Below are 26123 nucleotides of genomic sequence, written 5' to 3'. Positions count from 1 at the left end.
GCTGCAGTGCCTGCGGGAATCCCGTTATTTCCTGGCCCGGTAAAATGCACGGCTCTTTTCGTAAACAGGGGACATGTCAACCAGAGCGAAGCCCAATGCCGGTTTGTGAACTGGGAAAACGACGTCCGTTCCTGGTTCCAGGCTCTGCCAGTATTCCTCAATGTTGCTGCTTCGCTGATCGATCGCAGGGTAGCTCGAATGCTCGAAGTGAGCCGTTTCAGTCATCTTGTAGGCAACGGGCGCAGGCTCCGGTGAAACGATCAGGGTGTAGCGTTGTATGCCGGGGTAAGTTGCTGCTACTGCCACGATGCAAAGCATGGCGGCAACCCCCAGTTTTCAGCGCCGGGGGCGCCTCGGCCAAGCCTGATTCCCATCGCGCTGGCAAGCAGCCACACCGAGACAAATGGCCACATGGGCAAATCTCCGAGAATCAGGTAATTGGTGAGCAACAGGTAGTCGGTCAGTGCATAGAGGCCCAGGCCGGCCAGTAACGATAGTTGAACCACCATGCCCCGGTGCTTGAGCAGATTGAAGTGTTTGGCGAGAGGGCCGGTGCGGTCGACAGGCGTCGAGGTAACATGTGCTTCAATTGCCGCTTCCGACAGTGCTCTCACGAGGGGCGCTTCGCTGATCATGGTTTCGACCCTTGCCTTCGGTTTTCCGAAAGCTCCCGCAAGGCCCATCCTATGATCGGGGCCGCCGACCCTCAAAAAGTTGTAGGGTTGAAGCAGGTAGGTTTTACTGTCAGTAACGAGACTGAGCCGCGATTGCTGAATAGCCTGGGCCATATTCCGGAATCCCGTCACCGGCGTAAGCTCGATCTTCCGTATGGTGTGCAGCGGGATTCTATGCTCGCCTGTGGTCAGTCCCATCAACCCAAGCCCGGTCAGTTTGGGGATTTTGATGCTCAGGGTCTCGCTGTCCAGGGTCACTTTCACTTTGCGGTTGGCTGCCGCAACCAGCGCGCCGATCAGCGAAACGATAGCCAGTATCTGTAATTCGAAGTGGACGTTGCCACGATCATCCCTGTAGATCTGTGCCGGGTTCATTTCGCTGAGGTTTGGCAGTTCCAGCAGGAGGAGGCTGCCCAGCATGAAGGCCATTAGTGCACCTAGCGCGCCCAGTAGCTGGCCTGTTTTTAAAATGCTGGCGGAATAGCGGAAATGTCGCTTCACCATACCTTGATCATCCCTGAGTCAGTAAGTCAGGGGCCATCTTAATACATGATTTCAGGTAAACCAGTATTTCAGGTCCGTTCTTTGCGCAGTTCCACAGTGGGAGAAAAGGGGTATGAAAGTTTCGGTCATTGGCACGGGGAATGTCGGGTCAACGCTGGCTTTCGTGCTGACGTTGAAAAACATCATCGATGAACTGGTTCTGGTTGGCCGAAGCAAACAATCCGTGCTGGGTGATGTGCTTGATCTGCGGCACGGTCAGTTGTTTGTAAATACGCCTGCACAGGTTACTGCCGGTACGATTTCCGATACCGCCGGCTCGGATGTGATTGCCGTCTGCGCATCCGTTCCTACACCGAAAAACATGAGCAGTCGTCTGGAACTGGCGCAGGGGAATGTCCAGTTGATGAAGGAGCTGATGCCAGAGTTGGCAAGGATGTCGCCCGACTGCAAGATCGTGATGGTGTCGAATCCGGTGGACGTTCTGGTGCATTATGCTCTGGAGTTTGGCGGTTTTCGTCCGAATCAGGTTATCGGAACCGGCACATTGGTGGATTCGAGCAGGTTTCGCCAATTACTGGCAGAAGAGCTTCGCATCCACAGTGAGGATATTCGCGCCTACATTCTGGGCGAGCACGGAGACAGCCAGTTTCCCGCAATGAGTTGCGCGGATGTTGGTGGCGAAACACTCGATGCTACGCCCGGCCGGTATGCTTTGTTCGAGAGAGCGTCCCGTGCGGGTTTTGAGGTTCTGAAGCACAAGGGCTGTACCAATTATGCCGTTGCCCTGGCGGCGGCAGAGATCATTGAATGCATTGCAAATGATTCGAAGCACACGCTACCGGTCAGTCTTCGCGTTGACGGCTTTCTCGGCGTGGATGATGTTTGCCTGAGCCTGCCTGCGGTTGTTGGCCGTAATGGCATTGAGCGAGTCCTGCATCCGCGGTTGGATGAAAAGGAGCAGGCGGCGTTTTTGCACAGTGCGAATGTCGTCAGAGAGGTAATTGCTTCATCGGCACCGGAAAAAGAGGATCATTAATGGCTGACAAGCCTTCAAAGCCCGTCTCAGCATCTGCAATTGAGAAGCACGTTTACAAGGTATTTCCGAACGACATGAACTCCCACGACACGGTGTTCGGCGGGATGATCATGGCCAAATGCGACCGGTTAGCGTTGGTTGTGGCAGAACGACATTCTGCCCATGTCTGTGTGACGGCTGCCGTGGATTCAATCCATTTCAGGGCGCCGGCGAAGGGAAATGATACGCTGTTGTTCAGCCTGTCGCTGAACCGCAGTTGGGGCTCGTCCATGGAGATCGGGGCCAGGGTAGAGGCGGAGAACAGCTATACCGGCGATACCCGGCATATTCTCTCGGCCTTCTTCACCTTTGTTGCGCTGGACGAGCATGACAGCCCTGTGGAGGTACCGGATGTGGTTCCGGAGACGGAGGAGCAGCGGCGCCGATTCAAAAACGCACAGATCCGTCGGGAGGGGCGCCTGGCAACCAGAAAGCAGCTCTCTTCCGCTGACGGCAAATCACCTGACTGACCGTCGGTTACAGCACCTCCGGTTCCGTCCTCAGGTCAGTCTGGGCAGCGGTATCTCTCAGGCCGCCAAAGCGTTTGTAGAACTTCTCACCGGGCCCCGGAAGCGGACCAGAAGCGTTCTCGAGGTTCGCGTCCAGCCACTGCTCGGCGCGCGCATAGATCTGCCGATAAAGGTTGCGGCAAAGCTGTTTGGCGCTGCGGCCTTCCCAGTCACCGGGTAACAGTTCATCCGGCAGCAGTGGATCCCTCAAAAGGATCTTTCGGTATTCGTGGATCAGCAGGATCCGGAGAATCAGGCACTCCTCGGGGCTGAGGGTATCTTCTGTCTGCAGTTCTCGCCACAAGGGGCGGAACTGGCTCAGGAAGCGCCTGTAGCGACCGCCCAGCTCCTCGAGGTTCCAGCTTTCGCGAACTTGCAGCCTGAGGGCTCTTGGACTCTTCTGCTCCATGGGCATGGTCTGCATCACGATGGTGTCGTCCAGAGCGCCCCACTCCTGAAGCATCGGGATCAGTTCGCTACGCGTAAACCGCGGATGTTCCATCAACCCGGGAGCCATGCTGCCAAAACTGAGCCATTTCAACTCTTCACGGACTTTCTGTCTGAGCTCCGGTGACAGTTGGTTCAGGTAAACCAGGCACCAGCTGCCGCTCCATTCTTCGGTATCCAGATTGTAAACGTGCTGAAACGCCTGCTCGAACCGACGCAGTCCAGGGCCGGTCAGGCTGTAATAACTGCAACGGCCCACCTTCTCGGTCTGCAGCCAGGACTCCTGGACCAGTCGATACACCGAGGTGCGGACCAGTCGCTGGCTGATACCCATGGGTTCAACCAGCTTCATCAGGCTGCCCAGCCATACATTGCCGCCGCGGGGAACGATGGCATCACCGTAGATGGTGATGATGAGAGAGCCGGCCCGGAGGGGTCGCTTCTTCTGGAAGTTTTTGACGAGCAGTTCTAGCTGGCTTTTTGCAGTCATGGCCTGAGTTCGCAAATAAGAATCAATGAAACATGTTCCACGTATTATGCGGTTCTTACGTGTCAGGTAAAGGTTTGTCTTTCGATCAGCGGTGCTGGCGTGTTCTGCCAGTGTCGGCTTTACTGAAAGAGCCGCGTTGGCACTCCCGGAAATCAGTTGACACGAGCGTTATGATACAATAACTTCATTTGATATTCGTCAATGGTATCGAATCATACCGGGAGCGAAGAAACAAAAACTCAAGCCCCTGCAAAAAACGGGAGAACAAAAACAATGTTTAAAACAGTGATTCGTCGCGCAGGAAAATGCGCAGCCGTCGCAGCCGCCGGCCTCATGATGATGAGCGCACAGGCCGCTGAACCCATCAAGATCGGTTCCTTCCTGTCTGTCACAGGTCCGGCATCCTTTCTCGGCGATCCCGAGCTGAAAACGCTCGAGATGTACGTCGAAAAAATCAACGAAGAAGGTGGTGTACTTGGTCGTCAGCTGGAGCTGATCCACTACGACGACGTTGGCAACGCCTCCTCTGCACGCAACTTTGCCAGTCGCCTGATCCGTTCGGACCGGGTTGACATCATCGTTGGCGGCAGTACCACCGGCGCCACCATGGCGGCGGTTCCTCTGATTGAACAGGCCCAGGTGCCGTTTATTTCCCTGGCCGGTGCGGTCGTTATTACCAACCCGGTCAAGAAGTGGGTGTTCAAGACTCCGCAGACTGATCGCATGGCGGCGGAACGTATCCTGAGCGATATGAAAGACCGCGGTATCACCAAGTTCGGCCTGATCTCAGGCACGGGTGGTTTCGGAAGCTCCGGTCGCACACAGACTCTGGAAGTCGCCGAGCAGATGGGCATGGAAGTTGTGGCAGATGTTACCTACAGCGGATCTGATACAGACATGACCGCCCAGCTGACCAATATCCGTAACACAAGTGGTGTGGAAGCGGTGCTGAACTTCGGTTTCGGTCAGGGCCCGGCCATCGTAACCCGCAACTATGCTCAGTTGGGCATGGAACTCCCGTTCTATCAGTCCCACGGTGTTGCATCCGACAGCTTCCTCGAGCTCGCCGGTTCGTCTGCAGAAGGCCTTCGCCTGCCAGCGTCTCCGCTGCTGGTGCCGGATTCCCTGCCGAACGACGATCCCCAGAAAGAAGTGGTTCAGAACTACAAGGCTGAATACGAAGCCCGTTGGGATTCCAAGGTGTCCACCTTCGGTGCCTACGCCTACGATGGCCTGATGCTGGCGGTCCGCGCTATGGAAGAAGCCGGCTCGACCGATCCGGAAGCCGTTCGTAACGCACTGGAGAATATCCAGGGCTATGTCGGCGTAACCGGTGTATTCAACATGTCACCGGAAGACCACAACGGCCTTGATCCAGACTCCTTCCGCATTCTGGAAGTCCAGAATGGCGAATGGAAACTGATCGACTGATACCCCTTTAACCTGTCTCGCGGCTGGCGACGCCCCCTATTCAGGGTAAGTCGCCAGCCGATGTTCGACCGGAACCACCGCTATGCTCGCAGAATTCTTACAGTACCTGTTCACCGGGATTACTATCGGTGCGACTTACGCCCTGATAGCCCTCGGCTTTACCCTCATCTACAACGCCAGTCACGTCATCAACTTCGCCCAGGGCGAGTTTCTGATGATTGGAGGCATGGCTACGGTTTCGCTTACGGCCATGGGCGTGCCCATGATCCTGGCAGTCGTGTTGGCGGTCATTCTGGCCGGTATTCTTGGCGTCGCCCTGCAGCGGTTCGCGATTGCACCTGCCAAGCAGGCCGATGTTGTTACCCTGATCATTATCACCATCGGGGCGTCGATCTTTATCCGTGGTATTGCCCAGGTTGTCTGGGGCAAGGAATACCATGTGATGCAGAATTTCAGCACAGACCAGCCTATTGAAGTTTTCGGAGCGGTATTGAATAGCCAGAGCCTCTGGGTTCTCGGTATTGGCGCGATCCTGGTGGTCGGCCTGGTGCTTTTCTTTACCAAGACACTGATTGGCAAGGCTATCCTGGCGACATCCATGAACAAGGAGGCTGCGCGTCTTGTCGGTATCCGGACTCAGATGGTTCTGATGCTGGCATTCATGGTTTCGGCATTACTGGGCTCCGTGGCCGGTATTGTTGTTGCCCCGATCACGTTCACGTCCTACGACATCGGTATCATTCTGGGGCTGAAAGGCTTTGTGGCGGCTGCCATTGGCGGCCTGGGTAGCGGTGTTGGCGCGGTGGTCGGTGGTCTCTCGCTAGGCATCGTTGAAGCCATGGCGGCCGGCTACATTTCATCGGACTACAAGGATGCCGTTGCATTCTCCATGATCCTGCTGGTGCTGTTCTTCATGCCCCGCGGATTGTTCGGTGCCAAGGTAGTGGAGCGCGTCTGATGTTGAACACGTTTATGCAGTCGCGCCTGCGGGGACTGGTGATCCTCGCCCTCATTCTTGTCATTCTGCCCGCGTTTCTGGGCAACCCGTTTCACTACGAACTGGTTACCCAGATGGCGATCATTGCCGCTACGGTTGTTGGCCTGAACCTTCTGGTAGGTTTTGCCGGCCAGATCAGCCTGGGACATGCCGGCTTCTTTGGCCTCGGCGCTTATTTTACCGGCATCGCAACCGGTACTTATGGCTGGTCATCGGTACCTGCTCTGGTGGTTGGAGCCATCGTTGTGGGCGCGATTGCCTGGATTGTCGGCCGTCCGATTCTGCGTCTGAAAGGCCACTACCTTTCCATGGCGACGCTTGCCGTTGGTTTTATTATTGCCATCATCCTGAACAACGAGCGTGCACTGACCGGCGGGCCAGACGGTATGCCGGTGCCGGCTTTCGAAATATTTGGCTGGGAGCTGAGCGCGTTTGGTCGCTATTCGCTGTTCGGTATCACGATCGAAGGCTTCCAGGCCTGGTATATCTTCGCCAGCGTGGTGCTTCTGGTAGCGGTGTGGTTTGCTCTGAACCTCATTGAATCGCCGATTGGCCGGGCGCTGCGTTCGGTTCACGGCTCGGAAGTGGCTGCCAGCGTTGTCGGTGTGAACACCGCGAAATACAAAAGCCTGGTGTTCGTGATCTCGGCGATCTACGCCAGCCTGATGGGCAGTCTTTATGCCCACTTCCAGGGCTTCATTACGCCTGCGGTAGCAAGCTTCGAATTCTCCATCCTGTTCATCACCATGGTTGTTCTGGGTGGTATGGGCTCGACCTTCGGTGTCATTCTTGGCGCCGTGGTGCTGAAGCTTTTGCCCCAGGTTCTGGCAGATTTCCAGGAGCTGGAACATGTCATGTTCGGCCTGATCCTGATGCTCACCATGATTTTCATGCCAAAAGGGCTGCTGCCCACACTGACCGCGTTTGTTTCCAAGAAAATGCGCAAGAAAGCGGGAGGTGAGGCATGACAGCACTGGTCGAAGTAAAGGGGCTGGATAAAGCCTTTGGTGGTGTCCATGCGGTGGAAGGCGTCAGCTTTTCGGTTGAAGCCGGACAGGTCTATTCTGTTATCGGCCCCAATGGTGCCGGCAAGACAACGCTGTTTAACCTGATCACAGGGCTCTATACGCCGACCAAAGGCGAGATCCTGCTGAATGGTGAGAGCACCGCCAAGCTGGAGCCCAATGAACTGGCAGAGCGGGGCATGTGCCGCACGTTCCAGCAGATGCAGATCTGCATGAACATGACCGCCATCGAAAACGTGATGCTGGGCCGGCATCTGCAGCTCAAAAGCAGCCTGTTTACGACCCTGTTCCGTTTGCCTTCCTTGCGCCGCAACGAGGCCGCGGCCCGCAAGCGCGCCGCCGAGCTGATGGAGTACGTGGGATGCGGTGACTACCTGGATGCCGAAGCATCGGCGATGTCCTATGGCGCGCTGAAGCGCCTGGAGATTGCCCGGGCATTGGCCGCTGAACCAAAGGTAATCCTCCTGGACGAGCCCGCCGCCGGTTTGAACGCGGTTGAAACCGCTGCCCTGGAGGATCTGATCCGGAAAATTGCGGATCAGGGCACCACGGTAATGCTGGTTGAGCACGATATGAAACTGGTGATGGGGATATCCGATCGGTTGCTGGTGCTTAACTATGGCCGTGTTCTGGCGGAAGGGACCCCCGAGGAAATTCGCCAGAACCCGGATGTTATCGCCGCCTATCTGGGTGGCTGAGCAAGGAGACATTTCACATGAGCGAGCAAAATACTGAAATGGCGCCTGCCCAGTCACGCAGTGAGCAGGCCGTACGGATTATTGTTCATGAACACCAGGCGCTGTGGCGGATTCTGGATCTGCTGGACCAGTTGCTGAGTGATATGAACCTTAACGATCAGCGCCCGGATGAGCGGCTGCTGAAGACCATTTTTGATTACATTCAGCACTTCTCCCAGCGGGTCCATAGCACGCCCACTGACATTGAGCTCTACAAACGGCTCAGTGAGAAGTCCCCCGAGACAGCGCCTCTGCTGGAGAAGCTGGCGAAGGGCTATGTCATCGGTCATGAAAAGCTGGTGGAGTTGCGCCAGTTGTTGGCGGAGTGTGAAAAAGGCTGGCCGGAAGGTCGCGAAGAGTTCAGCCATGCTCTGGCCCGTTTCACGGAAGCCTTGCGCAAACACATTCGCAAGGAAGAGGGCGTGGTTATTCCACGGGCCCGTAAACTCCTGACCGAGGAAGACTGGCAGCAGATCATTGAAGCGCGGGACGTGGAAAATGATCCTCTGTTCGGTGAGCGCGTCCGGGAGGAATTCCGGGAATTGCGGCACCAGATTGTCAGTTATACCCCCGAGAAATTCGGTGGTCTCGGCCTGAAGCACGCAGACCGGGTGACTGCGCCTCATGCCAAAGAAGAGATGCTGTCCATCAAGGGACTGGTAACGTCCTACGGCCAGATTGAAGTGCTGCATGATGTGGACATCCACATCAACAGTGGTGAGATCGTGTCACTGGTAGGCGCCAATGGTGCTGGCAAATCCACACTGTTGATGACTATCTCGGGTCTTCAGCCCACAGACCGGGGTGCCATCACCTTTGAAGGCAAGGATCTCTCGAAGATCACTGCCGATCAGAGGGTAGCTGATGGCATCGTCCAGGTGCCTGAAGGCCGGCAGGTGTTCAAGGACTTGAGCGTTCATGACAACCTGCTTCTGGGCGCCTATACCCGTGGCAAAACCCCCGAGGTAATGGACGATCTGGAACGGATGTACACCAAGTTTCCGATTCTGCGACAGAAGCGCCATAACCTGGCAGGCGAGCTCTCCGGTGGCCAGCAACAGATGCTTGCTATGGGCCGTGCCCTGATGGCCAAGCCAAGACTGCTGCTGCTGGATGAGCCCAGCATGGGTCTGGCGCCGTTGATCATTGAGGAGATCTTCAACATCGTCAAGGAACTCAAGGAAGAGGGTATTACCATCTTCCTGGTAGAGCAGAATGCCTCCCAGGCGCTGGCTCTGGCAGATCGCGGCTACGTGCTGGAAACCGGCAAGGTAGTGATCGAAGGGACCGGCCGTGAGCTGCTCAGCAATGAGAAGGTGCGGGAAGCCTATCTGGGCATGTAAGCGCCCGGGTTTTTCTTGCACCAATAAAAGGGGGACAGGTCTTGCGACCTGTCCCCCTTTTATTTGCCTGACGCTTTCTCCCTGGGGTCCAGGACAGGGAGAAAACAGGAAAGCCCGGTGTTACTCGGGCTTCTTGGCAACCAGTGTCAGGATGTCGTAGCTCGCAACCATTTCGTCGTTCTGGTTGTGAACCTGGACGTCCCAGACCACCACACCCTGAGGATGTCCGTCCGGAGATGTCCGACCCTGATCAATCTTGCGCTTGCAGGTCAGTCGTGCCCGGATGGTGTCTCCCGGGGCAACCGGTTCAATGAAGCGCAGTGTGTCCAGACCATAGTTAGCCAGCACGGGGCCCTCGCCCGGATAGACAAACAGGCCGGCAGCAGCGGAAAGCACGAAATAACCGTGGGCAATACGCTTGCCGAACTGGGAGTCCCGTGCTGCGATTTCATCAAAGTGCATGTAGAAGTGATCACCGGACAGGCAGCCGAAGTTGACGATGTCGGCTTCGGTAACGGTGCGTCGGTGAGTCAGCAGCGATTCGTTGATCTGCAGGTCTTCGAAGTGGCGACGGAACGGGTGCACGTCGGTTTCGATCAGATCGGCACCGCGTACATACTCGCGGGTAACCGCAGCCAGCATGCTGGGTGAGCCCTGGATTGCGGTGCGCTGCAGGTAGTGGTGAACCGCACGGATACCGCCCAGTTCCTCACCACCACCGGCACGACCGGGGCCGCCATGCTTCAGCATGGGCAGGGGCGAACCGTGGCCTGTGGATTCCTTTGCGGCTTCGGCATCCAGCAGGTGCAGGCGGCCATGGAACGCGGCCAGCAGCGGGGCGATCCTGCCGGCAATGGCGGGATCACGGGTGGTCAGTGTGGTAACCAGGGAACCGCGACCTCTGGAGCACAACTCAACCGCATCATCGATGGTCTCGTAAGGGATTACGGTAGCAACCGGGCCAAAAGCCTCAATATCGTGGGCGCCGCAGCCATTCTCCGGGTTCCGGCAGAGCAGCAGGTGCGGTTCGATGAACGCGCCCTTCTCGGTGCCATCGCCGGTAGCCTTGAAGTTGCCTTCGCCACCCACAACCAGCTCACTGGTCTTGAGCAATTCCTGGATGTTGGCTTTCACATCTTCCAGCTGGTCGATGGAGGCCAGTGCACCCATGCGAACGCCCTCGACAGAGGGGTCACCCACGGTGATCTTGGAGAGCTGCTCTTTCAGCTTGTCGCAGACCGCGTTCACCTGGTCTTTCGGTACGAAGATACGACGAATGGCGGTACATTTCTGACCGGCCTTGGCGGTCATCTCGCGGCGGATTTCCTTCACGAAGACGTCGAATTCTTCGTGCTCCGGGGTGACGTCCGGCGCCAGAATGGCACTGTTCAGTGAATCGGCCTCGGCGTTGAACGGAATCGAACGATTGATGATGTTCGGGTGGTTCCTGAGCTTTCGTGCCGTTGCGGCCGAGCCTGTAAAGGTCACCACATCCTGCTCTTCCAGATGGTCAAACAGGTCGCCGGTGCTGCCAATGATCAACTGCAGGCTGCCTTCCGGAAGCGCGCCGGATTCCTGCATCAGGCGGACGGCGAGTTCGGTCACGTAGCAGGTTGAGGTGGCCGGCTTCACGATGGACGGCATGCCTGCCAGAAAGGTGGGTGCAAACTTTTCGAGCATGCCCCACACCGGGAAGTTGTAGGCGTCAATGTGAACCGCAACGCCGCCGCGGGGAACCAGGATATGGGTGCCTGCAAAGTGGTTGTTCTTGCCCAGCGGAGTCACCGGGCCTTCGTGAACCACGTTGCCCGAGGGAAGTTCGCGGCGGCCCATGCTGGCGTAGGAGAACAGCGTGCCGAAACCACCGTCGATATCGATGCCGTTATCGCCCTTGGTGGAACCGGTATGCATCGACAGGGCGTAGAGTTCTTTTTTGTGCTCCTGGAGGTACAGGGCCATGGCCTTCAGGGCCAGGGCGCGCTCCTGGAAATCCATCGCCATGAGGTTTTTGCCGCCAACCTTGCGGCCATACTCAACAGCGTTCTTGAAATCGAGGGTGTCGTCGTGGGTGTGGGCGACGATCTCGCCGTTAACGGCGCTTGGCAGAGCCTTGGCGGGCTTTTCGCCGACCCACTGGCCGGCAATGAAACTTTTCAGGACTGACATGGGAAACTCCATTCGTTTCTGAAACGCGAAGGCAAGCCCCGTTGCTGCGGGACTTGCCTTGCTCTTGTCTTGTTTTGGGGGCGGAAACTACATTTCGTCGTAGTCCAGAACCACCTTGTCGCTGATCGGGTAGCACTGGCAGGAAAGCACGTAACCGGCTTCCACCTCGTAGTCTTCCAGAGCAAAGTTCTGATCCATCTCTACCTCGCCCTCCACGACCTTGGCTCGGCATGTGGAGCAGACGCCAGCCTTGCAGGAATAGGGCAGGTCCGCGCCTTCTTCATTGCCGGCATCCAGAATGCTCTTGGTGTCGCGCACCAGCGGGAAAGTCAGCGAGCGGCCATCAGCGATCACCGTTACTTCACTGATTGACTGGGGATCGACGTGTGCCGGATCCCGGTCTTTCCGGGCCTGGGGAACACCACCAGCCGGGGTAAACAGTTCGAAGTGGATCCTGCTCTTTTCCATGCCGTGGTTCAGCAGCGAGTCGCGCACGGTCTCGGTCATCATCTGCGGGCCGCAGATAAAGGCCGCCGTGAGCTCCTTGGCATTGATCCAGTGATCGAACAGCTTGTCGCACTTCTCGTGGTCGATACGACCGTTGTAAAGGTCGATGTCCTGTTCTTCACGGGTGAAGATGTACACCAGGTTAAGGCGGGACATGTACTCGTTTTTCAGGTCCTGCAGCTCGTCACGGAACATGGTGCTGCTGGTGGCCTTGTTGCCGTAGAACAGGGTGACCTCGCTCTTGGGCTCGGTTTCCAGGGTGGTCTTCACGATCGAGAGGATCGGAGTAATACCACTGCCGGCGGCTACCGCCAGGTAGTTGCCTTCACGCTCGGGGTCCAGATCGACCGAGAAATGGCCCTGCGGCGGCATGACTTCCAGAGTCTGGCCAGGCTTGAGTTGCTCGTTGGCAAAGGTGGAGAAGCGACCGCCAGGAACCTGTTTGACGGCGATGCGAAGCTCCTGGTCGTTGACACTGCGGCAAATCGAATAGGAGCGGCGAACTTCCTCGCCATCCAGCTTGGTGCGCACGATCAGGTGCTGGCCCTGCTGGTAGTGAAACTTGTCTGCCAGATCTTCAGGCACGTCAAAAGCAAGTGATACGGCGTTTCTTGTTTCAGGTCTGACCTCTTTGAGGGTCAGTGAGTAAAATTTGTTCATGATCGTATCGGCTCTAGATGCATTTGAAATAGTCGAAGGGCTCGAGGCATTCCTTGCAACGATAAAGGGCTTTGCAGGCGGTGGATCCGAACTCGCTGACCCGTTCGGTGTCTTTGCTGCCGCAATGAGGGCAGGCAATGACTTCCGGTTCTCCGAGCAGGCTCATTTTGCTGGAGCTGCCCTCGGGTGGCGCGATACCGAACGCCCGAAGCTTTTCTTTGCCTTCGTCTGTGATCCAGTCGGTGGTCCAGGCAGGGGTCAGCACCTGTTTGATTTTCGGATCGCGGAAGCCAGCGGCGCGTAGCGCCTCGGCGATCAGCTCCTCAATCAGTTCGGTGGCCGGGCACCCGGAGTAGGTCGGGGTCACGTCAATGGACAGCTCTTTGCCGTCCCAGTGAACTGCCCGGACAATGCCGAGCTCCACGACACTGACTGCCGGCACTTCAGGGTCTTTGACCTCTTCAAGAAGTGCCCAGATGTCGTCCTCTGTCAGCAGATCGGGGCGGGCGTTGGCCGGCACCCGATCACTGGCAATCAGAATGTCGACAGCTGACCGGCTGTCTGAATCACCATGTTGTGGCATCGGGATAGGCCCTCTGCAGGAACTGCATTTCTGCCAGGATGAAACCGAGGTGTTCGGTGTGCTCGCCGTGCTTGCCACCCATGTACATCCAGGCGTCTTCCGCGCCAGGAGTCAGGGTTGCCTGGGTGAGCACCTCGTTGACCATGCCGCGCCAGTCTTTGGCCAGCTGGTCAGTATCCGGACCAATGCCCGCCTCGGCCATCACACGATCGGTGTCGTCCGGCGTGATAAGCTCGCCGGTAAAACGCCAGAGGATGTCGACGGCGTCCTGCATGCGGCGGTGGCTTTCTTCAGTGCCATCACCAAAACGCTTCACCCACTCCGAGGAGCGGCGCAGGTGGTAGGTCACCTCTTTCAGCGCCTTGGCAGCGATGCCGGCAATGCGCTCGTCGCTGGATTCGGTCAGGCTCTTGAGCGTGAAGTAGTGGTACACGTCGAAGAAGAACTGACGACCCATGGTGACGGCGTAGTCCTCGTTGGGCTGCTCGGTCATCAGCAGGTTGCGATACTCGTGAGCGTCCCGGCGGAAGGCCAGTTTGTCAGCATCGCGGCCATCGTCGATCAGCTCGGCTGCATACTCGTACCAGTTGCGGGCCTGGCCGACGAGATCAAGGGCAACGTTCATCAGTGCCATCTCTTCCTCAAGCGCCGGGGCCTTGCCACACAGCTCGCAAAGGCGCTGGCCAAGGATCATGTCGGAATCTGCCAGGCGCAGCAGGTATTCCTTTAATGCTTCTGTTTGTGTCATGGGTACCGCTCCTTACATGTGTCCGACTTCATCGGGCAGCTTGTAGAAGGAAGCGTGCCGGTAAACCTTGTCTTCCGACGGATCGAAAAGCACTTCCTTCTCGTCGGACGCGGACGCCGTGATCGCGTCGGAGGGAACCACCCAGATGCTTACGCCTTCGTTACGGCGTGTGTAAAGGTCACGGGCGTTTTCCATGGCCATCTCGGCGTCTGCGGCATGCACGCTGCCCACGTGTTTGTGGTTCAGGCCGTGCTTGGACCGTACAAAGACTTCGTAAAGGCGCCATTCAGACATGTTGTATTCCTCCGGTATCAGGCGGCTTGTGCGCGCTGTTTTTGTTTTTCGGCGTAGGCGACGGCCGCTTCACGGACCCAGGCACCTTCGTCAATAGCGTTCTTGCGAGTCTTGATGCGCTCGCGGTTGCAGGGACCGTTGCCCTTGAGGACGTCGTAGAACTCCTGCCAGTTGATTTCGCCGAAATCGTAATGGCCGGTTTCTTCGTTCCACTTCAGGTCCGGATCCGGTGCAGTGCAGCCAAGGAATTCGAGCTGCGGCACGGTCTGGTCAATAAACATCTGGCGCAGTTCGTCGTTGCTCTTGCGCTTGATCTTCCAGGCCATGGACTGCTGGGAGTTCGGGGACTCGTCGTCATGCGGTCCGAACATCATCAGTGCCGGCCACCACAGACGGTTAATGGCGTCCTGCACCATGGCTTTCTGTTCCTCGGTGCCTTCGCGCATCATGTCCAGCAGGATCTGGTAACCCTGACGCTGGTGGAAGCTTTCTTCCTTGCAGATGCGGATCATGGCGCGGGAATAGGGACCATAGGAGGTACGCTGCAGCACCACCTGGTTAACAATGGCGGCGCCGTCTACCAGCCAGCCAACGGCACCCATGTCCGCCCAGTTCAGGGTGGGGTAGTTGAAGATGCTGGAATACTTGGCTTTTCCCTGGTGCAGCTTTTCGATCTCTTCGTCACGGTCAGCACCCAGGGTTTCCATGGCGCTGTACAGGTACAGGCCGTGGCCCGCTTCGTCCTGAATCTTGGCCATCAGCTGGAGCTTACGCTTGAGCGTAGGCGCGCGGGTAACCCAGTTGCCTTCCGGCAGCATGCCGACCACTTCAGAGTGGGCGTGCTGGGAAATCTGGCGAATCAGGGTCTTCCGGTAGCCTTCCGGCATCCAGTTTTTGGGTTCGATTTTGGTTTCGGCGTCGACCTTTTCCTGAAAGTCGCGCTCTTCGGGCGACATCTCTTCTTTGGTCTTAAGGCGCTTGGCGCCGGTTTCAACGAGCTGGGCGTACATAAACAAATACCTCCGGATCGGGCTTGTTGTTCTGTTGTCCGTGAACAGAGAACCCTCAATAACAACTGAGGGTCAATGGCTCCATATTATATGATACTGAATAAATATCAAGAACAGTCTTTGTGTGTCATGTTATATCTAAAAGCTTCCTTATGAGATCTTATAGTGCTGATTTGCATAATAAAAAAAGTGATACGTGAGCAAATGCTATTGAGATCAGCAAACGGAAAGCAATTTTAAATCGGTGATTGCGGGGCCTGGTGGTGGGAAAAGCAGCGAGAGTCAGCGGCATCCGCTGCGTGCTGACTCTCTGCTGGTCGGTCGGATTTACTGGTTACGGCGATCAAATACGCGCTTGGCCTTGCCTTCCGAGCGTGCCAGACGGTTGGTTTCCACCACCTCGACACGGGTGCTGATGCCGATGTAGGACTTGATGTGGTGCGCCAGTTCCTTGGCCGCCGCAGCACGACTCTCGGGGGTGTCGGTTACGCCGGGTTTCAGTTCGGTCCGGATATCCACGCAGTCCAGGTTGCCTTCCTTGTAAACCTCGATCTCGTAGTGCGGTGCCAGAGCCTCGCACTTGAGCACCTGCTCCTCGATCTGGCTCGGGAACACGTTGACGCCGCGAATGATCAGCATGTCGTCGCTGCGACCGGTAATCTTGTCAATCCGGCGCATCGGGCGCGCTGTGCCCGGAAGCAGGCGGGTGAGGTCTCGGGTGCGGTAGCGCAGAATCGGCAGGGCCACCTTGGTCAATGACGTGAAGACCAGCTCACCGTATTCACCATCAGGCAGCACTTCACCGGTTTCCGGGTTGATGATTTCCGGATAGAAGTGATCTTCCCAGATGGTCGGGCCGTCTTTGGTTTCAATACATTCCATGCCCACGCCCGGACCCATGACTTCCGACAGACCATAGATATCAAGAGCCTCGATGCCGAGGCGCTCCTCGATCTCGGATCGCATGGCGTTGGTCCATGGTTCTGCGCCGAAAATGCCGAGCCGCAGAGGCAGTTTATGGGGATCAATGCCCTGACGCTCCATTTCATCGGCAATGTTCAGCATGTAGGACGGCGTCACCATGATGATGTCCGGTTCGAAATCCTTGATCAGCTGGACCTGCTTCTCGGTCTGGCCGCCGGACATCGGAATAACCGTGCAGCCAAGGCGTTCGGCGCCGTAGTGGGCGCCCAGACCGCCGGTGAACAGGCCATAGCCATAGGCTACATGAACCTTGTCGCCACGGGACCCGCCGCCGGCCCGGATGGACCGTGCCACGATGTCGGCCCAGGTGTTGATATCACTCTGGGTGTAACCGACGACGGTTGGCTTGCCGGTGGTACCACTGGAGGCGTGCACCCGCACCACGTCGGACATGGGGGTGGCAAACATGCCGAACGGGTAGTTGTCCCGCAGATCCGCCTTGGTGGTGAATGGCACCTTGGCCAGGTCTTCCAGCGAGTTGATGTCCATGGGCTTCAGGCCCTGGTCATCAAACGCTTTGCGGTAGAACGGCACGTTGGTGTAGGCATGGACAACGCTCCAGCGCAGGCGCTGCAGCTGTTCGTGGCGCAGCTCATCAATGCTGGCGGTTTCCATGCGGTCAAGTTTGCCAAGTTTTTGCAGTGGTAAGGTCATGGTTCTGTCCTGCGTTGTTCTTGTCGAATAAGGGTCTTTGTTCTTGTTGGCGGGTGGCTTCAGGCCACCGCATCCATCCGTTCAATGATCAGTGCGATGCCCTGGCCAACGCCGATGCACATGGTGCAGAGGGCATACCGGGCTTTCTGGCCCGCGGCGTGGCGACGCTCCAGTTCATTCAGGGCAGTGGTTACCAGCCGGGCGCCGCTCATGCCCAGGGGGTGGCCGAGGGCAATGGCGCCACCGTTCGGATTTACGTGCTCGGCATCATCCGGCAGGCCGAGATCACGGGTAACCGCCAGGGCCTGCGCAGCAAATGCCTCGTTCAGCTCGATAACATCCATATCTGCCAGCTCCAGACCGGCGGTGGCCAGAACCTTTCGGGTGGCCGGTGCCGGGCCAAAGCCCATGATCCGTGGCTCTACGCCAGCCGTTGCCATGGCAACTACCCGGGCGCGGGGTTTGAGGTTGTACTGTTTGAGGGCATCGGCTCCCGCCAGAAGCAGTGCGCAGGCACCGTCGTTCACGCCGGACGCATTGCCCGCAGTCACCGTGCCGTTTTCACGGAACGGGGTTGGCAGAGAGGCGAGTTTTTCCAGGCTGGTTTCCCGGGGATGCTCGTCGGTGTCCACCACCAGCGGGTCCTGCTTGCGGCGGGGAATCGTGACCGGTGTGATCTCGGCGGCCAGCCGGCCTTCTTTCTGGGCAGCCGCGGTCCGCTGCTGACTGCGCAGGGCGAACGCGTCCTGGTCTTCCCGGGAAATGCCGAAGTCGGCCGCAACGTTTTCCGCCGTCTCGGGCATGGAATCAATGCCGTACTGCTTTTTCAGTACCGGGTTTACAAAGCGCCAGCCGATGGTGGTGTCAAAAATCTCCGCCTTGCGGCTGAATGCAGAGTCGGCCTTGCCCATAACGAAGGGAGCACGGGACATGGATTCGACGCCGCCGGCAATCATCAGCTGTGTTTCGCCGGTACGGATGGCCCGGGCGGCGCTGCCGACTGCATCCATACCGGAACCGCACAGACGGTTGATGGTGCTGCCCGGTACGTCCACCGGAAGGCCAGCCAGCAGCAGGGACATGCGGGCAACGTCGCGATTGTCTTCACCGGCCTGGTTGGCGCAGCCATAAAGAACGTCGTCAATTTTCGACCAGTCCAGATCCGGATAGCGCTCTGCCAGGGCCTTGATAGGAATGGCGCCCAGGTCATCTGCCCGCACGGCGGAGAGAGCACCGCCGTATCGACCGATGGGGGTGCGGATGGCATCGACGATGTAGGCGTCTTTCAGGATATTGTCGGCGCTCATGCAGTTTCCTCCGAATTGCGTACAGTGCCACGAACCTCATAGGAGCGGCCCCGGAACAGGGCAACCTTGCGGCCGTCCTGATTGGTTAGTGTGATGTCGTAAACGCCGGTGCGGCCGCCGCGGGCCTGTTCTTCGGCGGTGGCGGTCAGCAGGTCGCCCTCTTTGGCGCCGTACATGTAATCAATGCTGCAACCGGAGGCCACGGTGGCGCGGTCGTAGCTGTTACAGGCAAACGCAAACGCCGAATCGGCCAGGGTGAACAGGTAACCGCCGTGGCAGGAGCCGTGGCCCTGGATCATGTCGCCGGTGACCGTCATGGTGAGCACTGCCTTGCCCGGGGCAACGGACTCGATGTTCATACCCAGTTTCTGGCTGGCGCGGTCCCGCGCGAACATGGCCTTGGCGCATTCTTCGGCGAGTACTTGTGGATCCATCTCGCTCATGAATAAAACCCCTTCTGTGCAAATGCGTTCTTCCGGAGCAGCAGGGCAGGGCGATAGCGGTCCTCTGCGTAGCTGGTCTGGATGTTGGTGAGAACCTTGAACACGTGGCCCGCGCCCAGGCGGTCGCTCCAGCTCAGGGGGCCGTCGGGATAGTTCAGGCCCGCTTTCATTGCCAGATCGATATCCGCGACCGTTGCAACACCGTGAAGAGCCGCATCGGCCGCTTCATTCGCCAGCATGGCGACGGTACGCATGATGACCAGCCCCGGCCGATCCGCGATCAGGCTGACTTCGATACCCGCTTTTTGCAGTAAAGCACAGGCACAGGAAACCGCTGCGTCGGACGCCTGATCGGCAGGCGCCAGGGCCAGTCGGCTTGCTTTGCTGTAGTCAAACGCAAGGTCGAACAGCACCAGATTGGCGACGCCCTCACAGGCGGCACGCTCGGTAGCCATCCGGCCGTCGGTAAGTGCCAGTACCGCATCGCCGAAGCGAATCTGGCCCGGGCCGTCGCGCTCGATAATGGTCAGGCCGGCTGCCTTCAGTCGCTCCAGCAACGGTGCGGCTACGCCGGGATTGCCTTCGGCAATGATCACGGACTCATCGGATTGATGTGCCGGCTCGGTCTTTGGCTGCGGCTTTTCTGCACTCTCGCCATAGGGATAGAACCCCTGGCCGCTCTTGCGTCCCAGGCGACCGGCTTCCACCAGTTCTTTCTGGATCAGTGACGGTAGAAAGCGGGGGTCCTGATAATAGGAATTAAAGACAGAGCTGGTAACCGCATAATTGACGTCGTGTCCGATCAGGTCGGTCAGCTCGAATGCGCCCATGCGGAACTGGCCAGCTTCGCGGATAATCGCATCCAGGGTGGCGGCATCGGTGGCCTGCTCCTGAAGGAGGCGAAGGCTCTCTGCATAAAACGGACGGGCCACGCGGTTCACGATGAAGCCCGGAGTCGACGTTGCATACACCGGCTTCTTGCCCCAGGCGGTGGCCGTGGCATGGACGGTATCGGCAACGGTCTTGCTGGTCGCCAGCCCCATGACCACTTCAACCAGCGCCATCAGCGGGGCCGGGTTGAAGAAGTGCATGCCCACCAGACGCTCCGGTTTGCTCATGTCAGCACCGAGGGCGGTAACAGAGATGGAGGAGGTGTTGGTGGCGAGGATCGCATCGGCGGTACACAGGTCTTCAAGGCTCGCCAGCAGCTGACGTTTGATCTGGAGGTCTTCGATGATGGCCTCGATCACCAGCCCGGCGTCTGCGACGTCATCAAGCTTTGCAACCGGGTGAATCCGGCCGATCACATCGTCCAGCTCCTGCTGCTGCATCTTGCCTTTATCAACACGACGCTGAAGCTGTTTGGCGATACCGTCACGGCCCGCCTCGGCGGCACCCTCTCTCTGGTCGTGCAGGTAAACCTGATGGCCTGCCTGGGCGGCCACCTGGGCAATGCCGGAGCCCATGGCGCCGGCGCCGACGACGGCAACTTTGGTTTGAGTATCCAGTGCCGGCATGGCTTATTTCCCCTTGAAGTTCGGCGTGCGTTTTTCCATGAAGGCGGCAACGCCCTCACGGTAGTCTTCGGTCTGTCCCGCCATGCGCTGCAGATCGCGCTCCAGATTGATCTGCTCTTCAAAGGTGTTGCTGGCGCTGGCGTGCAGTGCCCGCTTGATCAGTGCAAGACCCTTGGTCGGTTGGGTCGCGAAATGGCGGGCAAGTTTCATGGTCTCTTCCATGAGTTGCTCGTTATCAACGCAGCGCCAGATCATGCCCCAGTTTTCGGCCTGCTCGGCGCTGATCTTGTCGCCCAAAAGCGCCATGCCTTTGGCCCGTGCCATACCCGCTACGCGGGGCAGAGTCCAGGTGCCGCCGGAATCAGGTACCAGCCCCAGTTTGCAGAAGGCCTGAACGAAATTCGCAGAACGGGCTGCCAGGGTAATGTCGCAGGCCAGGGCAATGTTGGCGCCGGCGCCAGCGGCCACCCCGTTAACCGCGCAGAGCACGGGCATCGGCAGATCCCGGAGGCTCCGCATCAGCGGGTTGTAATAGTTCTCCAGAGAGGCGCCCAGGTCCGGCATTTCCTGATCTGGCGAGACGCTGCGGTCGGAAAGATCCTGCCCCGCACAAAAACCCCGGCCGGAGCCGGTGATGACCAGTACACGGACAGACTCATCCTTGCGCACGGTGCTGATGGCCTCGCGCATACGCTCATGCATTTCAACGTTGAAACTGTTCAGGTTGTCCGGACGGTTCAGGGTAAGCAGAGCCACGCCCTGATCGATTTCAAGAAGAATGCTCGGCTGAGTCATGGCGGTATGTCCTGTTGTTTGTTGTAGGGGGGATAGCGCGAAAGGTGTGTTACATCGGCACACTGCTATCGAATGTGGAAAATGAGTATATCTTAGAATTGATACTCGTCAAGGATTGTGCTGGCTTGGTTCTGTATCACTTTGGTCGGAGGTGATCGCCTGCTTTGTCTATATTGCTGAATATCCGGTAAAAATTCATCAGCGCTCTCAGGTTTGAGCCATTGCAGGGGTGAATTCTCGTCTCAAAACAGGCGCCAAGGTATGAAAAATCTCCCGGAAAAGGATAATGTGATACAGAAAATGAATCACAATGACTTTTCGGGTCCCACGTTCAGCCTGTCGTTTGGCGGAGCGCTGCCAGGCCCGTCCGCGAAGGAGACCGTTATGCCCAGCTACAGTATAGAAGGCGTTGTTCCTGTTGTTCATCCGTCCGCCTATGTGCATCCAACCGCCGTTCTCATTGGGGATGTCTGGATTGGACCGGATTGCTACGTGGGGCCTGCGGCTTCGCTGCGTGCAGATTTCGGGCGGATCATTCTGAAGCAGGGGTCGAATGTTCAGGACACGTGTGTGATGCATGCCTTTCCCGGGATGGATACGGTTGTCGAGAAAAACGGACACGTCGGCCATGGCGCAATCCTGCACGGCTGCGTTGTCGGCGAAGATGCCATGGTGGGCATGAATGCGGTGGTGATGGATGAGGCGCACATTGCACCCCGCTCCATTGTTGGCGCCTGCGCGTTCGTTAAGGCAAAGTTTACCTGTGAGCCGGGATCGCTGATTGTCGGCTCGCCGGCCAAGGTTATGCGCATGCTGAGCGACAAGGAAATCGCCTGGAAGAGAAAGGGTACAGAAGAGTACCAGCGACTCACGCTTCGTTCTCTGGCAAGCCTCGAGGAGGTCCAGCCACTGTCAGAAGCCGAGACGGATCGGCCCCGGGTGGACGCCAGCGGTTACAAGCCCAAGTACGAGCAGTCCGAATAGATGGTTTGGCGCCGGCTAAGGGGAGGTTGCTCTCAGAGCCCAGCGTCCTTGACGTTCTCCATAACCACAAACGTGCTGGTTTGCAGCACGTGGGGCAGAGCCGAGATTTCCTCCCCAAGAACCTGCCGGTATTCCTGCATGTTGCGGGTTCGGACTTTTAACAGGTAGTCGAAGTTGCCGGCAATCATGTGGCACTGCTCCACCGCCGAGACGCTCTGAACAGCTTTGTTAAAGGCGGTCAGGGCGCCGCTGCTGGTGTCGTTCAGGGTAACCTGTGCGAAGGCAATGTGGCTGAGACCAAGTTTGGTCTGGTTAACCAGGGCCGTGTAACCGGTGATATAACCGTGCTCCTCAAGCCGGCGCATCCGCACCTGGCACGGCGTTTTGGAAAGGCCCACCCGGGACGCAAGCTCGGTAACCGTGATTCGGGAGTTCTTCTGAAGCTCGCGAATAATGGATTGGTCTATTCGATCCAATTCGGCCATGTTGTCTGTTCCAGGTTAAATTAACGGCTAAATCATATGGCAAATATAATCGAAACTCCTCTAATCCGAAACTATATGGTCTAAGTGACTTTCCGGCCTTGCGTATACTGGTAGGTTCATCAGCCCAGTAAGAACGTTTACCAAGTCCGGAGAGTTTCGATGACCGATTCCCGCGCATTACAAAACAAACCCTGCTGGAACAGCTTGCCGATGTCCTCCAGAACCAGGCGTCCGATAACGACGACTCCCTTGAACTCCGGGAGATCGTGGCCCGGATGGTGGAGGAGTCCCGATCCTGGGATGACGACCTCCACGGCGAACTGGTCCGGAGTTTCGGCGAGTCGATTGGCGGGCGCTATGCCCAGGTGTTCAGTGGCGGGTTTCCTTCGGCCTACCGGGCGAGGTTTCCGGTGTCCGAGGCACTTGCCGATATTGGGCAGATCCAGTCCATTGCCGTCAGCACCGATGTGCCTATGCGGTTCTACCAACCCAGGGATCCCTCCGAAACCGGATTCCACTTCAAGCTCTACAGCGAAGGCCAGCCGGTTATCCTGTCAGATGTGATTCCGATTCTGGAGAACCTGGGTATGCGGGTTCTGGGCGAGCACCCCTACCGGGTTCGTCGACGGGATGGCGAAAATTTCGGCGTCAGTGATTTTACCGTCGAACTCCACGACCGGTGCCGGCAAGCCGACCTGAGTGCTGCAAGGCCGCTGATCCAGTCGGCGTTCCGGGAGATCTGGAACGGCTTTGCAGAAAACGACGATTTCAACCAGCTGATCATGCTCTGCGGCCTGAACTGGCGGGAAGTGGCGCTGATCCGAGCCTATGCCCGCTACGTGAAACAACTGCGATTCGGATTCAGCCAGCCGTTCATTGCAGAAACCCTGGCCCGGCATCCGGATATCACTTCGCGGCTTGTGGCGTTCTTTTTCAATCGGTTCGAGCCCGGGGTAAAAGGACGTAAGTCCAGGACAGAAAAGCTTGAGGCAGAGCTGCGGGATTCGCTGGAAGCGGTGGCGAGCCTCGATGACGACCGCATTCTGCGGCGTTTCTTCATGCTCATTCGGGCAACGCTGAGAACCAACTATTTCCAGGTCCGGGAGGATGGCGGGTTTCCGTCCTATCTGTCGCTCAAGCTGGACCCGTCGTCGATTCCTGACATACCGCGCCCAAGGCCAAAGTTCGAGATTTTTGTGTACTCGCCCCGAATTGAAGGCGTGCATCTGCGTGCCGGGCCAGTGGCGCGGGGTGGCCTTCGCTGGTCCGACCGGATTGAGGATTACCGTACGGAGATCCTTGGCCTGGTGAAGGCCCAGCAGGTCAAGAACTCGGTGATCGTGCCTGCAGGCGCCAAGGGTGGCTTCGTGGTGAAGCAGCCGCCCAGGGATGGCTCTCGGGAGGCCGTTCGCGAAGAAGGGGTTGCCTGCTATCAGACCTTCATAAGGGGGCTGCTGGATATCACTGATAACCTTGATGACGGCCAGGTAGTCCCTCCTGCCAATGTCGTTCGCTATGACAGCGATGACACCTATCTGGTGGTCGCCGCCGACAAGGGCACAGCCACGTTTTCCGATATCGCCAACGCACTGGCGGCAGAGTACAACTTCTGGCTGGGCGATGCCTTTGCCTCCGGGGGTAGTGAGGGCTACGACCACAAGAAAATGGGTATCACCGCCCGGGGCGCCTGGGAGTCGGTGAAACGGCACTTCCTGGAAAAAGGCACCGATACCCAGAGCGATGAGTTCACCGTGGTCGGTATCGGCGATATGGGTGGCGATGTGTTCGGCAACGGCATGCTGCTTTCGGACCAAATTCGACTTATCGGTGCATTCAATCACCAGCATATTTTTGTCGACCCGGATCCGGATGCTGCGGCCTCGTTTCGCGAGCGAGAGCGGCTTTTCAAACTGTCCGGTTCATCCTGGGCCGATTACGACACCCAGCTGATCAGCGACGGGGGCGGTGTTTTCTCCCGGTCCATGAAGTCTATTCCTGTGTCGTCGCAGATGCGCAAGGTGTTGGGCATCAAGGCACGCAGCCTGTCGCCTGCGGATCTGATCAGCGCTTTGTTGAAAGCGCCGGTAGACATGCTCTGGAACGGTGGTATCGGGACCTATGTGAAGGCGCCTTCGGAGTCCCATGAGGATGTGGGCGACAAGACCAACGATGCGCTTCGAATCGACAGTAACGAACTGCGATGCAAGGCATTGGGAGAAGGCGGGAACCTGGGTGTTACCCAGAAGGCCCGCATCGACTTCGCCCGTCGTGGCGGCTCCGTGAACAGTGATTTCATCGATAACGCCGGTGGCGTCGACTGCTCGGACCATGAGGTGAACATCAAGATTCTGCTGAATGACCTGGTGCACCGACAGCTGATGTCGCTTCCGGAGCGAAACCGGATGCTCAGGGCCATGACGTCTGAGGTGGCCGAGCTGGTGCTGCGCAACAATTACCGACAGGCGATGGCGCTGAGTCTTGCCCAGAACCCCGCAGTTGCCACCGCAGACCAGTACGAACGGCTGATGCGCAGGCTGGAGACAGAAGGCAAACTGGACCGCAGTCTCGAATTTCTTCCTTCGGATGAAGAATTGCAGGCTCGCCGGGAGCACGGCGGCGGCCTGACGCGCCCTGAACTGGCGGTACTGGTTTCCTACGCAAAAATTGAACTCAAGCAGGCCCTGGTCGCATCACCGATCGTCCATGACCCGCGATTCAATTCTGCGCTGCACTCGGCTTTCCCGGCCTCTCTGCTGGCCGCCTTCCCGGAAGCGGTGGGGGCCCATCCCCTGCGTGCAGAAATCTCGGCCACCCAGATTGCCAACGACATGGTAAATCGCATGGGGATCACCTGGTTTGACCGGATACGCAGCGCTACCGGGGCTGATGCTGGACGGATTGCCTCGGCCTACCTGATCTCCCTGCGAATACATGACGTAGACGCCCATTGGGAGAGTATGGAATTACTGGATGGAAAAATTGACGCCGGCGTTCAGGCAGACCTGTTCGCCGATGCCATTCGGTTGGTGACCCGAAGCACCAGCTGGCTCTTGCAGAACCGCCGGCAGGCGCTGGACCCGGTTTCCTGTATCGACCATTACCGGGCTCCCATGTCGGATGTGCTGGCCTCGAAAAGCCGACTTGAATCGGTGATTCCTGCAAGTCGCTGGTATGAACGCTATGCTGAATACTGTGAGCGGATGGTTCCGGAAGATCTTTCCGCCTGGTGCGCTTCCGCGGAAAGCCGCTACTGGTTGATGGACATGGTCGAGATCGCCCGTCAGCTGGACGAGAAGCTGGAGTCGGTGGCCTGGGTGTATTTCACCCTCGGTGAAAGCCTGAACCTGACCTGGTTGGACCGGCAAATGCGGGCCTTCCGGGCAAATGGCCACTGGCAAGTGTTGGCGACCATTCATTTCAGAGACGAGCTGGACCATCAGTTACGGAATCTCACGCTCAGCGTGTTTTCCGAGCCCGTTGATGGCGATGGAACGCCGGAGAAGCGGATTGAGGCGTGGCGGGGGAACAAGCGGATGTTACTCGCCCGCTGGGAGCGGATGCTGAACGACATGCAGGCCGCCAATGATGTGGATTGTGCCGTTTTCTCGGTGGCTCATGGAGTTCTCAGAGAGCTGGCACTGAAAGCCGCATAGCAGGACTACGACAGGCAAAGTGACCGAAAATCACGTTTTTTGGAGAAAATTATTAATTTTTTGTGATGTATTAAAGACGTAATGGCACGCTTGCCTTGAAT

General features: G+C 57.8%; 24 protein-coding genes and 1 pseudogene. 10 read left to right on the top strand and 15 right to left on the bottom strand.

The features are described 5' to 3' along the window. Positions 1-24: 24 nt before the first annotated feature. On the bottom strand, positions 25-306 hold the full coding sequence (locus HP15_RS13475) for a hypothetical protein (protein WP_169702163.1): 282 nt from the start codon (positions 304-306) through the stop codon (positions 25-27). Continuing rightward, positions 297-1178, bottom strand: a complete 882-nt coding sequence (locus HP15_RS13470; RefSeq protein WP_014577977.1) for a hypothetical protein — start codon at positions 1176-1178, stop codon at positions 297-299. The genes HP15_RS13475 and HP15_RS13470 overlap by 10 nt, the downstream gene beginning before the upstream one ends. Positions 1179-1290: 112 nt before the next feature. Between HP15_RS13470 and HP15_RS13465 the strand changes: the two genes are divergently transcribed. Further along, a complete protein-coding gene (locus HP15_RS13465; RefSeq protein WP_014577976.1) occupies positions 1291-2214 on the top strand; it encodes a malate dehydrogenase in 924 nt (307 codons plus the stop codon). Further along, the gene (locus tag HP15_RS13460; protein ID WP_014577975.1) at positions 2214-2723 is read left to right on the top strand and encodes an acyl-CoA thioesterase; all 510 of its coding nucleotides are present in this window, start codon (positions 2214-2216) and stop codon (positions 2721-2723) included. The genes HP15_RS13465 and HP15_RS13460 overlap by 1 nt, the downstream gene beginning before the upstream one ends. 7 nt (positions 2724-2730) lie before the next feature. On the opposite strand, the gene paaX is transcribed toward HP15_RS13460, so the two are convergent. Further along, positions 2731-3699, bottom strand: a complete 969-nt coding sequence (gene paaX / locus HP15_RS13455) for a phenylacetic acid degradation operon negative regulatory protein PaaX (RefSeq protein WP_014577974.1) — start codon at positions 3697-3699, stop codon at positions 2731-2733. Positions 3700-3972: 273 nt separating this feature from the next. On the opposite strand from paaX, the gene HP15_RS13450 reads away from it, so the two are divergent. From HP15_RS13450 to HP15_RS22740, 6 genes and pseudogenes are all read left to right on the top strand, one after another. Next, positions 3973-5130 (top strand): ABC transporter substrate-binding protein, encoded by a 1158-nt coding sequence (locus HP15_RS13450; protein ID WP_014577973.1) that lies wholly within the window; start codon positions 3973-3975, stop codon positions 5128-5130. Between the two features lie 82 nt (positions 5131-5212). Beyond that, on the top strand, positions 5213-6088 hold the full coding sequence (locus HP15_RS13445; RefSeq protein WP_014577972.1) for a branched-chain amino acid ABC transporter permease: 876 nt from the start codon (positions 5213-5215) through the stop codon (positions 6086-6088). Next, positions 6088-7095 carry a branched-chain amino acid ABC transporter permease gene (locus HP15_RS13440; protein WP_014577971.1) on the top strand — a complete coding sequence of 336 codons (1008 nt, stop codon included), beginning with the start codon at positions 6088-6090 and terminating at the stop codon, positions 7093-7095. Before HP15_RS13445 ends, HP15_RS13440 begins: the two co-directional genes overlap by 1 nt. Then, positions 7092-7850 (top strand): ABC transporter ATP-binding protein, encoded by a 759-nt coding sequence (locus HP15_RS13435; protein WP_008173788.1) that lies wholly within the window; start codon positions 7092-7094, stop codon positions 7848-7850. Before HP15_RS13440 ends, HP15_RS13435 begins: the two co-directional genes overlap by 4 nt. A gap of 17 nt (positions 7851-7867) precedes the next feature. Then, positions 7868-8317 (top strand): annotated as a pseudogene (locus HP15_RS22745) (hemerythrin domain-containing protein); the annotation flags it as partial. Between the two features lie 210 nt (positions 8318-8527). Further along, a complete protein-coding gene (locus HP15_RS22740; RefSeq protein WP_041646303.1) occupies positions 8528-9232 on the top strand; it encodes an ABC transporter ATP-binding protein in 705 nt (234 codons plus the stop codon). A 120-nt stretch (positions 9233-9352) separates the two neighbouring features. Here HP15_RS22740 and paaZ read toward each other — a convergent pair whose 3' ends face one another. The 11 genes from paaZ to paaG all read right to left on the bottom strand — a co-directional run bounded on the left by paaZ (position 9353) and on the right by paaG (position 20900). After that, on the bottom strand, positions 9353-11398 hold the full coding sequence (paaZ, locus tag HP15_RS13425; protein ID WP_041645458.1) for a phenylacetic acid degradation bifunctional protein PaaZ: 2046 nt from the start codon (positions 11396-11398) through the stop codon (positions 9353-9355). Between the two features lie 87 nt (positions 11399-11485). Beyond that, positions 11486-12565, bottom strand: a complete 1080-nt coding sequence (paaE, locus tag HP15_RS13420; RefSeq protein ID WP_014577968.1) for a 1,2-phenylacetyl-CoA epoxidase subunit PaaE — start codon at positions 12563-12565, stop codon at positions 11486-11488. A 13-nt stretch (positions 12566-12578) separates the two neighbouring features. Continuing rightward, on the bottom strand, positions 12579-13148 hold the full coding sequence (paaD, locus tag HP15_RS13415; protein WP_008173796.1) for a 1,2-phenylacetyl-CoA epoxidase subunit PaaD: 570 nt from the start codon (positions 13146-13148) through the stop codon (positions 12579-12581). Continuing rightward, positions 13132-13896, bottom strand: coding sequence for a 1,2-phenylacetyl-CoA epoxidase subunit PaaC (gene paaC / locus HP15_RS13410; protein WP_008173798.1), 765 nt, complete (start codon positions 13894-13896; stop codon positions 13132-13134). Before paaC ends, paaD begins: the two co-directional genes overlap by 17 nt. 12 nt (positions 13897-13908) lie before the next feature. Beyond that, on the bottom strand, positions 13909-14190 hold the full coding sequence (gene paaB / locus HP15_RS13405; RefSeq protein WP_014577967.1) for a 1,2-phenylacetyl-CoA epoxidase subunit PaaB: 282 nt from the start codon (positions 14188-14190) through the stop codon (positions 13909-13911). Positions 14191-14207: 17 nt separating this feature from the next. Next, complete coding sequence (gene paaA / locus HP15_RS13400; RefSeq protein WP_008173802.1) at positions 14208-15200, bottom strand: 1,2-phenylacetyl-CoA epoxidase subunit PaaA; 993 nt, start codon at positions 15198-15200, stop codon at positions 14208-14210. 327 nt (positions 15201-15527) lie between these two features. Continuing rightward, positions 15528-16838, bottom strand: coding sequence for a phenylacetate--CoA ligase PaaK (paaK, locus tag HP15_RS13395; protein ID WP_014577966.1), 1311 nt, complete (start codon positions 16836-16838; stop codon positions 15528-15530). A 59-nt stretch (positions 16839-16897) separates the two neighbouring features. Further along, entirely contained in the window at positions 16898-18145 is a 1248-nt protein-coding gene (gene pcaF, locus HP15_RS13390) for a 3-oxoadipyl-CoA thiolase (RefSeq protein ID WP_014577965.1), read from the bottom strand. After that, positions 18142-18588 carry a hydroxyphenylacetyl-CoA thioesterase PaaI gene (gene paaI / locus HP15_RS13385; RefSeq protein WP_014577964.1) on the bottom strand — a complete coding sequence of 149 codons (447 nt, stop codon included), beginning with the start codon at positions 18586-18588 and terminating at the stop codon, positions 18142-18144. Before paaI ends, pcaF begins: the two co-directional genes overlap by 4 nt. Then, complete coding sequence (gene paaH / locus HP15_RS13380; protein WP_014577963.1) at positions 18585-20105, bottom strand: 3-hydroxyacyl-CoA dehydrogenase PaaH; 1521 nt, start codon at positions 20103-20105, stop codon at positions 18585-18587. Before paaH ends, paaI begins: the two co-directional genes overlap by 4 nt. 3 nt (positions 20106-20108) lie before the next feature. Next, entirely contained in the window at positions 20109-20900 is a 792-nt protein-coding gene (paaG, locus tag HP15_RS13375) for a 2-(1,2-epoxy-1,2-dihydrophenyl)acetyl-CoA isomerase PaaG (RefSeq protein ID WP_014577962.1), read from the bottom strand. 384 nt (positions 20901-21284) lie between these two features. Between paaG and paaY the strand changes: the two genes are divergently transcribed. Then, on the top strand, positions 21285-21884 hold the full coding sequence (paaY, locus tag HP15_RS13370) for a phenylacetic acid degradation protein PaaY (protein WP_008173812.1): 600 nt from the start codon (positions 21285-21287) through the stop codon (positions 21882-21884). Between the two features lie 32 nt (positions 21885-21916). On the opposite strand, the gene HP15_RS13365 is transcribed toward paaY, so the two are convergent. Then, positions 21917-22369 (bottom strand): Lrp/AsnC ligand binding domain-containing protein, encoded by a 453-nt coding sequence (locus tag HP15_RS13365; RefSeq protein ID WP_008173814.1) that lies wholly within the window; start codon positions 22367-22369, stop codon positions 21917-21919. Between the two features lie 275 nt (positions 22370-22644). On the opposite strand from HP15_RS13365, the gene HP15_RS13360 reads away from it, so the two are divergent. Further along, positions 22645-26022: an NAD-glutamate dehydrogenase gene (locus HP15_RS13360; protein ID WP_049784487.1), complete on the top strand. Its 3378-nt coding sequence runs from the start codon at positions 22645-22647 to the stop codon at positions 26020-26022. The last annotated feature ends 101 nt before the right edge of the window (positions 26023-26123 follow it).

Origin of the sequence: Marinobacter adhaerens HP15 (assembly GCF_000166295.1) — a bacterium.
GTDB lineage: Bacteria > Pseudomonadota > Gammaproteobacteria > Pseudomonadales > Oleiphilaceae > Marinobacter > Marinobacter adhaerens.
This window is presented reverse-complemented; position numbering and strand designations above follow the sequence as displayed.

Excerpts from the sequence above, each read along its gene's own strand:
- paaC (WP_008173798.1), bottom strand. The coding sequence starts at position 13,896 with ATGACACAAACAGAAGCATTAAAGGAATACCTGCTGCGCCTGGCAGAT.
- paaG (WP_014577962.1), bottom strand. The coding sequence starts at position 20,900 with ATGACTCAGCCGAGCATTCTTCTTGAAATCGATCAGGGCGTGGCTCTG.
- HP15_RS13445 (WP_014577972.1), top strand. The coding sequence starts at position 5,213 with ATGCTCGCAGAATTCTTACAGTACCTGTTCACCGGGATTACTATCGGT.
- HP15_RS13360 (WP_049784487.1), top strand. The coding sequence starts at position 22,645 with ATGGTGGAGGAGTCCCGATCCTGGGATGACGACCTCCACGGCGAACTG.
- paaK (WP_014577966.1), bottom strand. The coding sequence starts at position 16,838 with ATGACCTTACCACTGCAAAAACTTGGCAAACTTGACCGCATGGAAACC.
- HP15_RS13470 (WP_014577977.1), bottom strand. The coding sequence starts at position 1,178 with ATGGTGAAGCGACATTTCCGCTATTCCGCCAGCATTTTAAAAACAGGC.
- HP15_RS13440 (WP_014577971.1), top strand. The coding sequence starts at position 6,088 with ATGTTGAACACGTTTATGCAGTCGCGCCTGCGGGGACTGGTGATCCTC.
- pcaF (WP_014577965.1), bottom strand. The coding sequence starts at position 18,145 with ATGAGCGCCGACAATATCCTGAAAGACGCCTACATCGTCGATGCCATC.
- HP15_RS13460 (WP_014577975.1), top strand. The coding sequence starts at position 2,214 with ATGGCTGACAAGCCTTCAAAGCCCGTCTCAGCATCTGCAATTGAGAAG.
- HP15_RS22740 (WP_041646303.1), top strand. The coding sequence starts at position 8,528 with ATGCTGTCCATCAAGGGACTGGTAACGTCCTACGGCCAGATTGAAGTG.
- paaX (WP_014577974.1), bottom strand. The coding sequence starts at position 3,699 with ATGACTGCAAAAAGCCAGCTAGAACTGCTCGTCAAAAACTTCCAGAAG.
- paaH (WP_014577963.1), bottom strand. The coding sequence starts at position 20,105 with ATGCCGGCACTGGATACTCAAACCAAAGTTGCCGTCGTCGGCGCCGGC.
- paaY (WP_008173812.1), top strand. The coding sequence starts at position 21,285 with ATGCCCAGCTACAGTATAGAAGGCGTTGTTCCTGTTGTTCATCCGTCC.
- paaZ (WP_041645458.1), bottom strand. The coding sequence starts at position 11,398 with ATGTCAGTCCTGAAAAGTTTCATTGCCGGCCAGTGGGTCGGCGAAAAG.
- HP15_RS13465 (WP_014577976.1), top strand. The coding sequence starts at position 1,291 with ATGAAAGTTTCGGTCATTGGCACGGGGAATGTCGGGTCAACGCTGGCT.
- paaD (WP_008173796.1), bottom strand. The coding sequence starts at position 13,148 with ATGCCACAACATGGTGATTCAGACAGCCGGTCAGCTGTCGACATTCTG.
- paaE (WP_014577968.1), bottom strand. The coding sequence starts at position 12,565 with ATGAACAAATTTTACTCACTGACCCTCAAAGAGGTCAGACCTGAAACA.
- paaA (WP_008173802.1), bottom strand. The coding sequence starts at position 15,200 with ATGTACGCCCAGCTCGTTGAAACCGGCGCCAAGCGCCTTAAGACCAAA.
- HP15_RS13365 (WP_008173814.1), bottom strand. The coding sequence starts at position 22,369 with ATGGCCGAATTGGATCGAATAGACCAATCCATTATTCGCGAGCTTCAG.
- paaI (WP_014577964.1), bottom strand. The coding sequence starts at position 18,588 with ATGAGCGAGATGGATCCACAAGTACTCGCCGAAGAATGCGCCAAGGCC.
- HP15_RS13435 (WP_008173788.1), top strand. The coding sequence starts at position 7,092 with ATGACAGCACTGGTCGAAGTAAAGGGGCTGGATAAAGCCTTTGGTGGT.
- paaB (WP_014577967.1), bottom strand. The coding sequence starts at position 14,190 with ATGTCTGAATGGCGCCTTTACGAAGTCTTTGTACGGTCCAAGCACGGC.
- HP15_RS13450 (WP_014577973.1), top strand. The coding sequence starts at position 3,973 with ATGTTTAAAACAGTGATTCGTCGCGCAGGAAAATGCGCAGCCGTCGCA.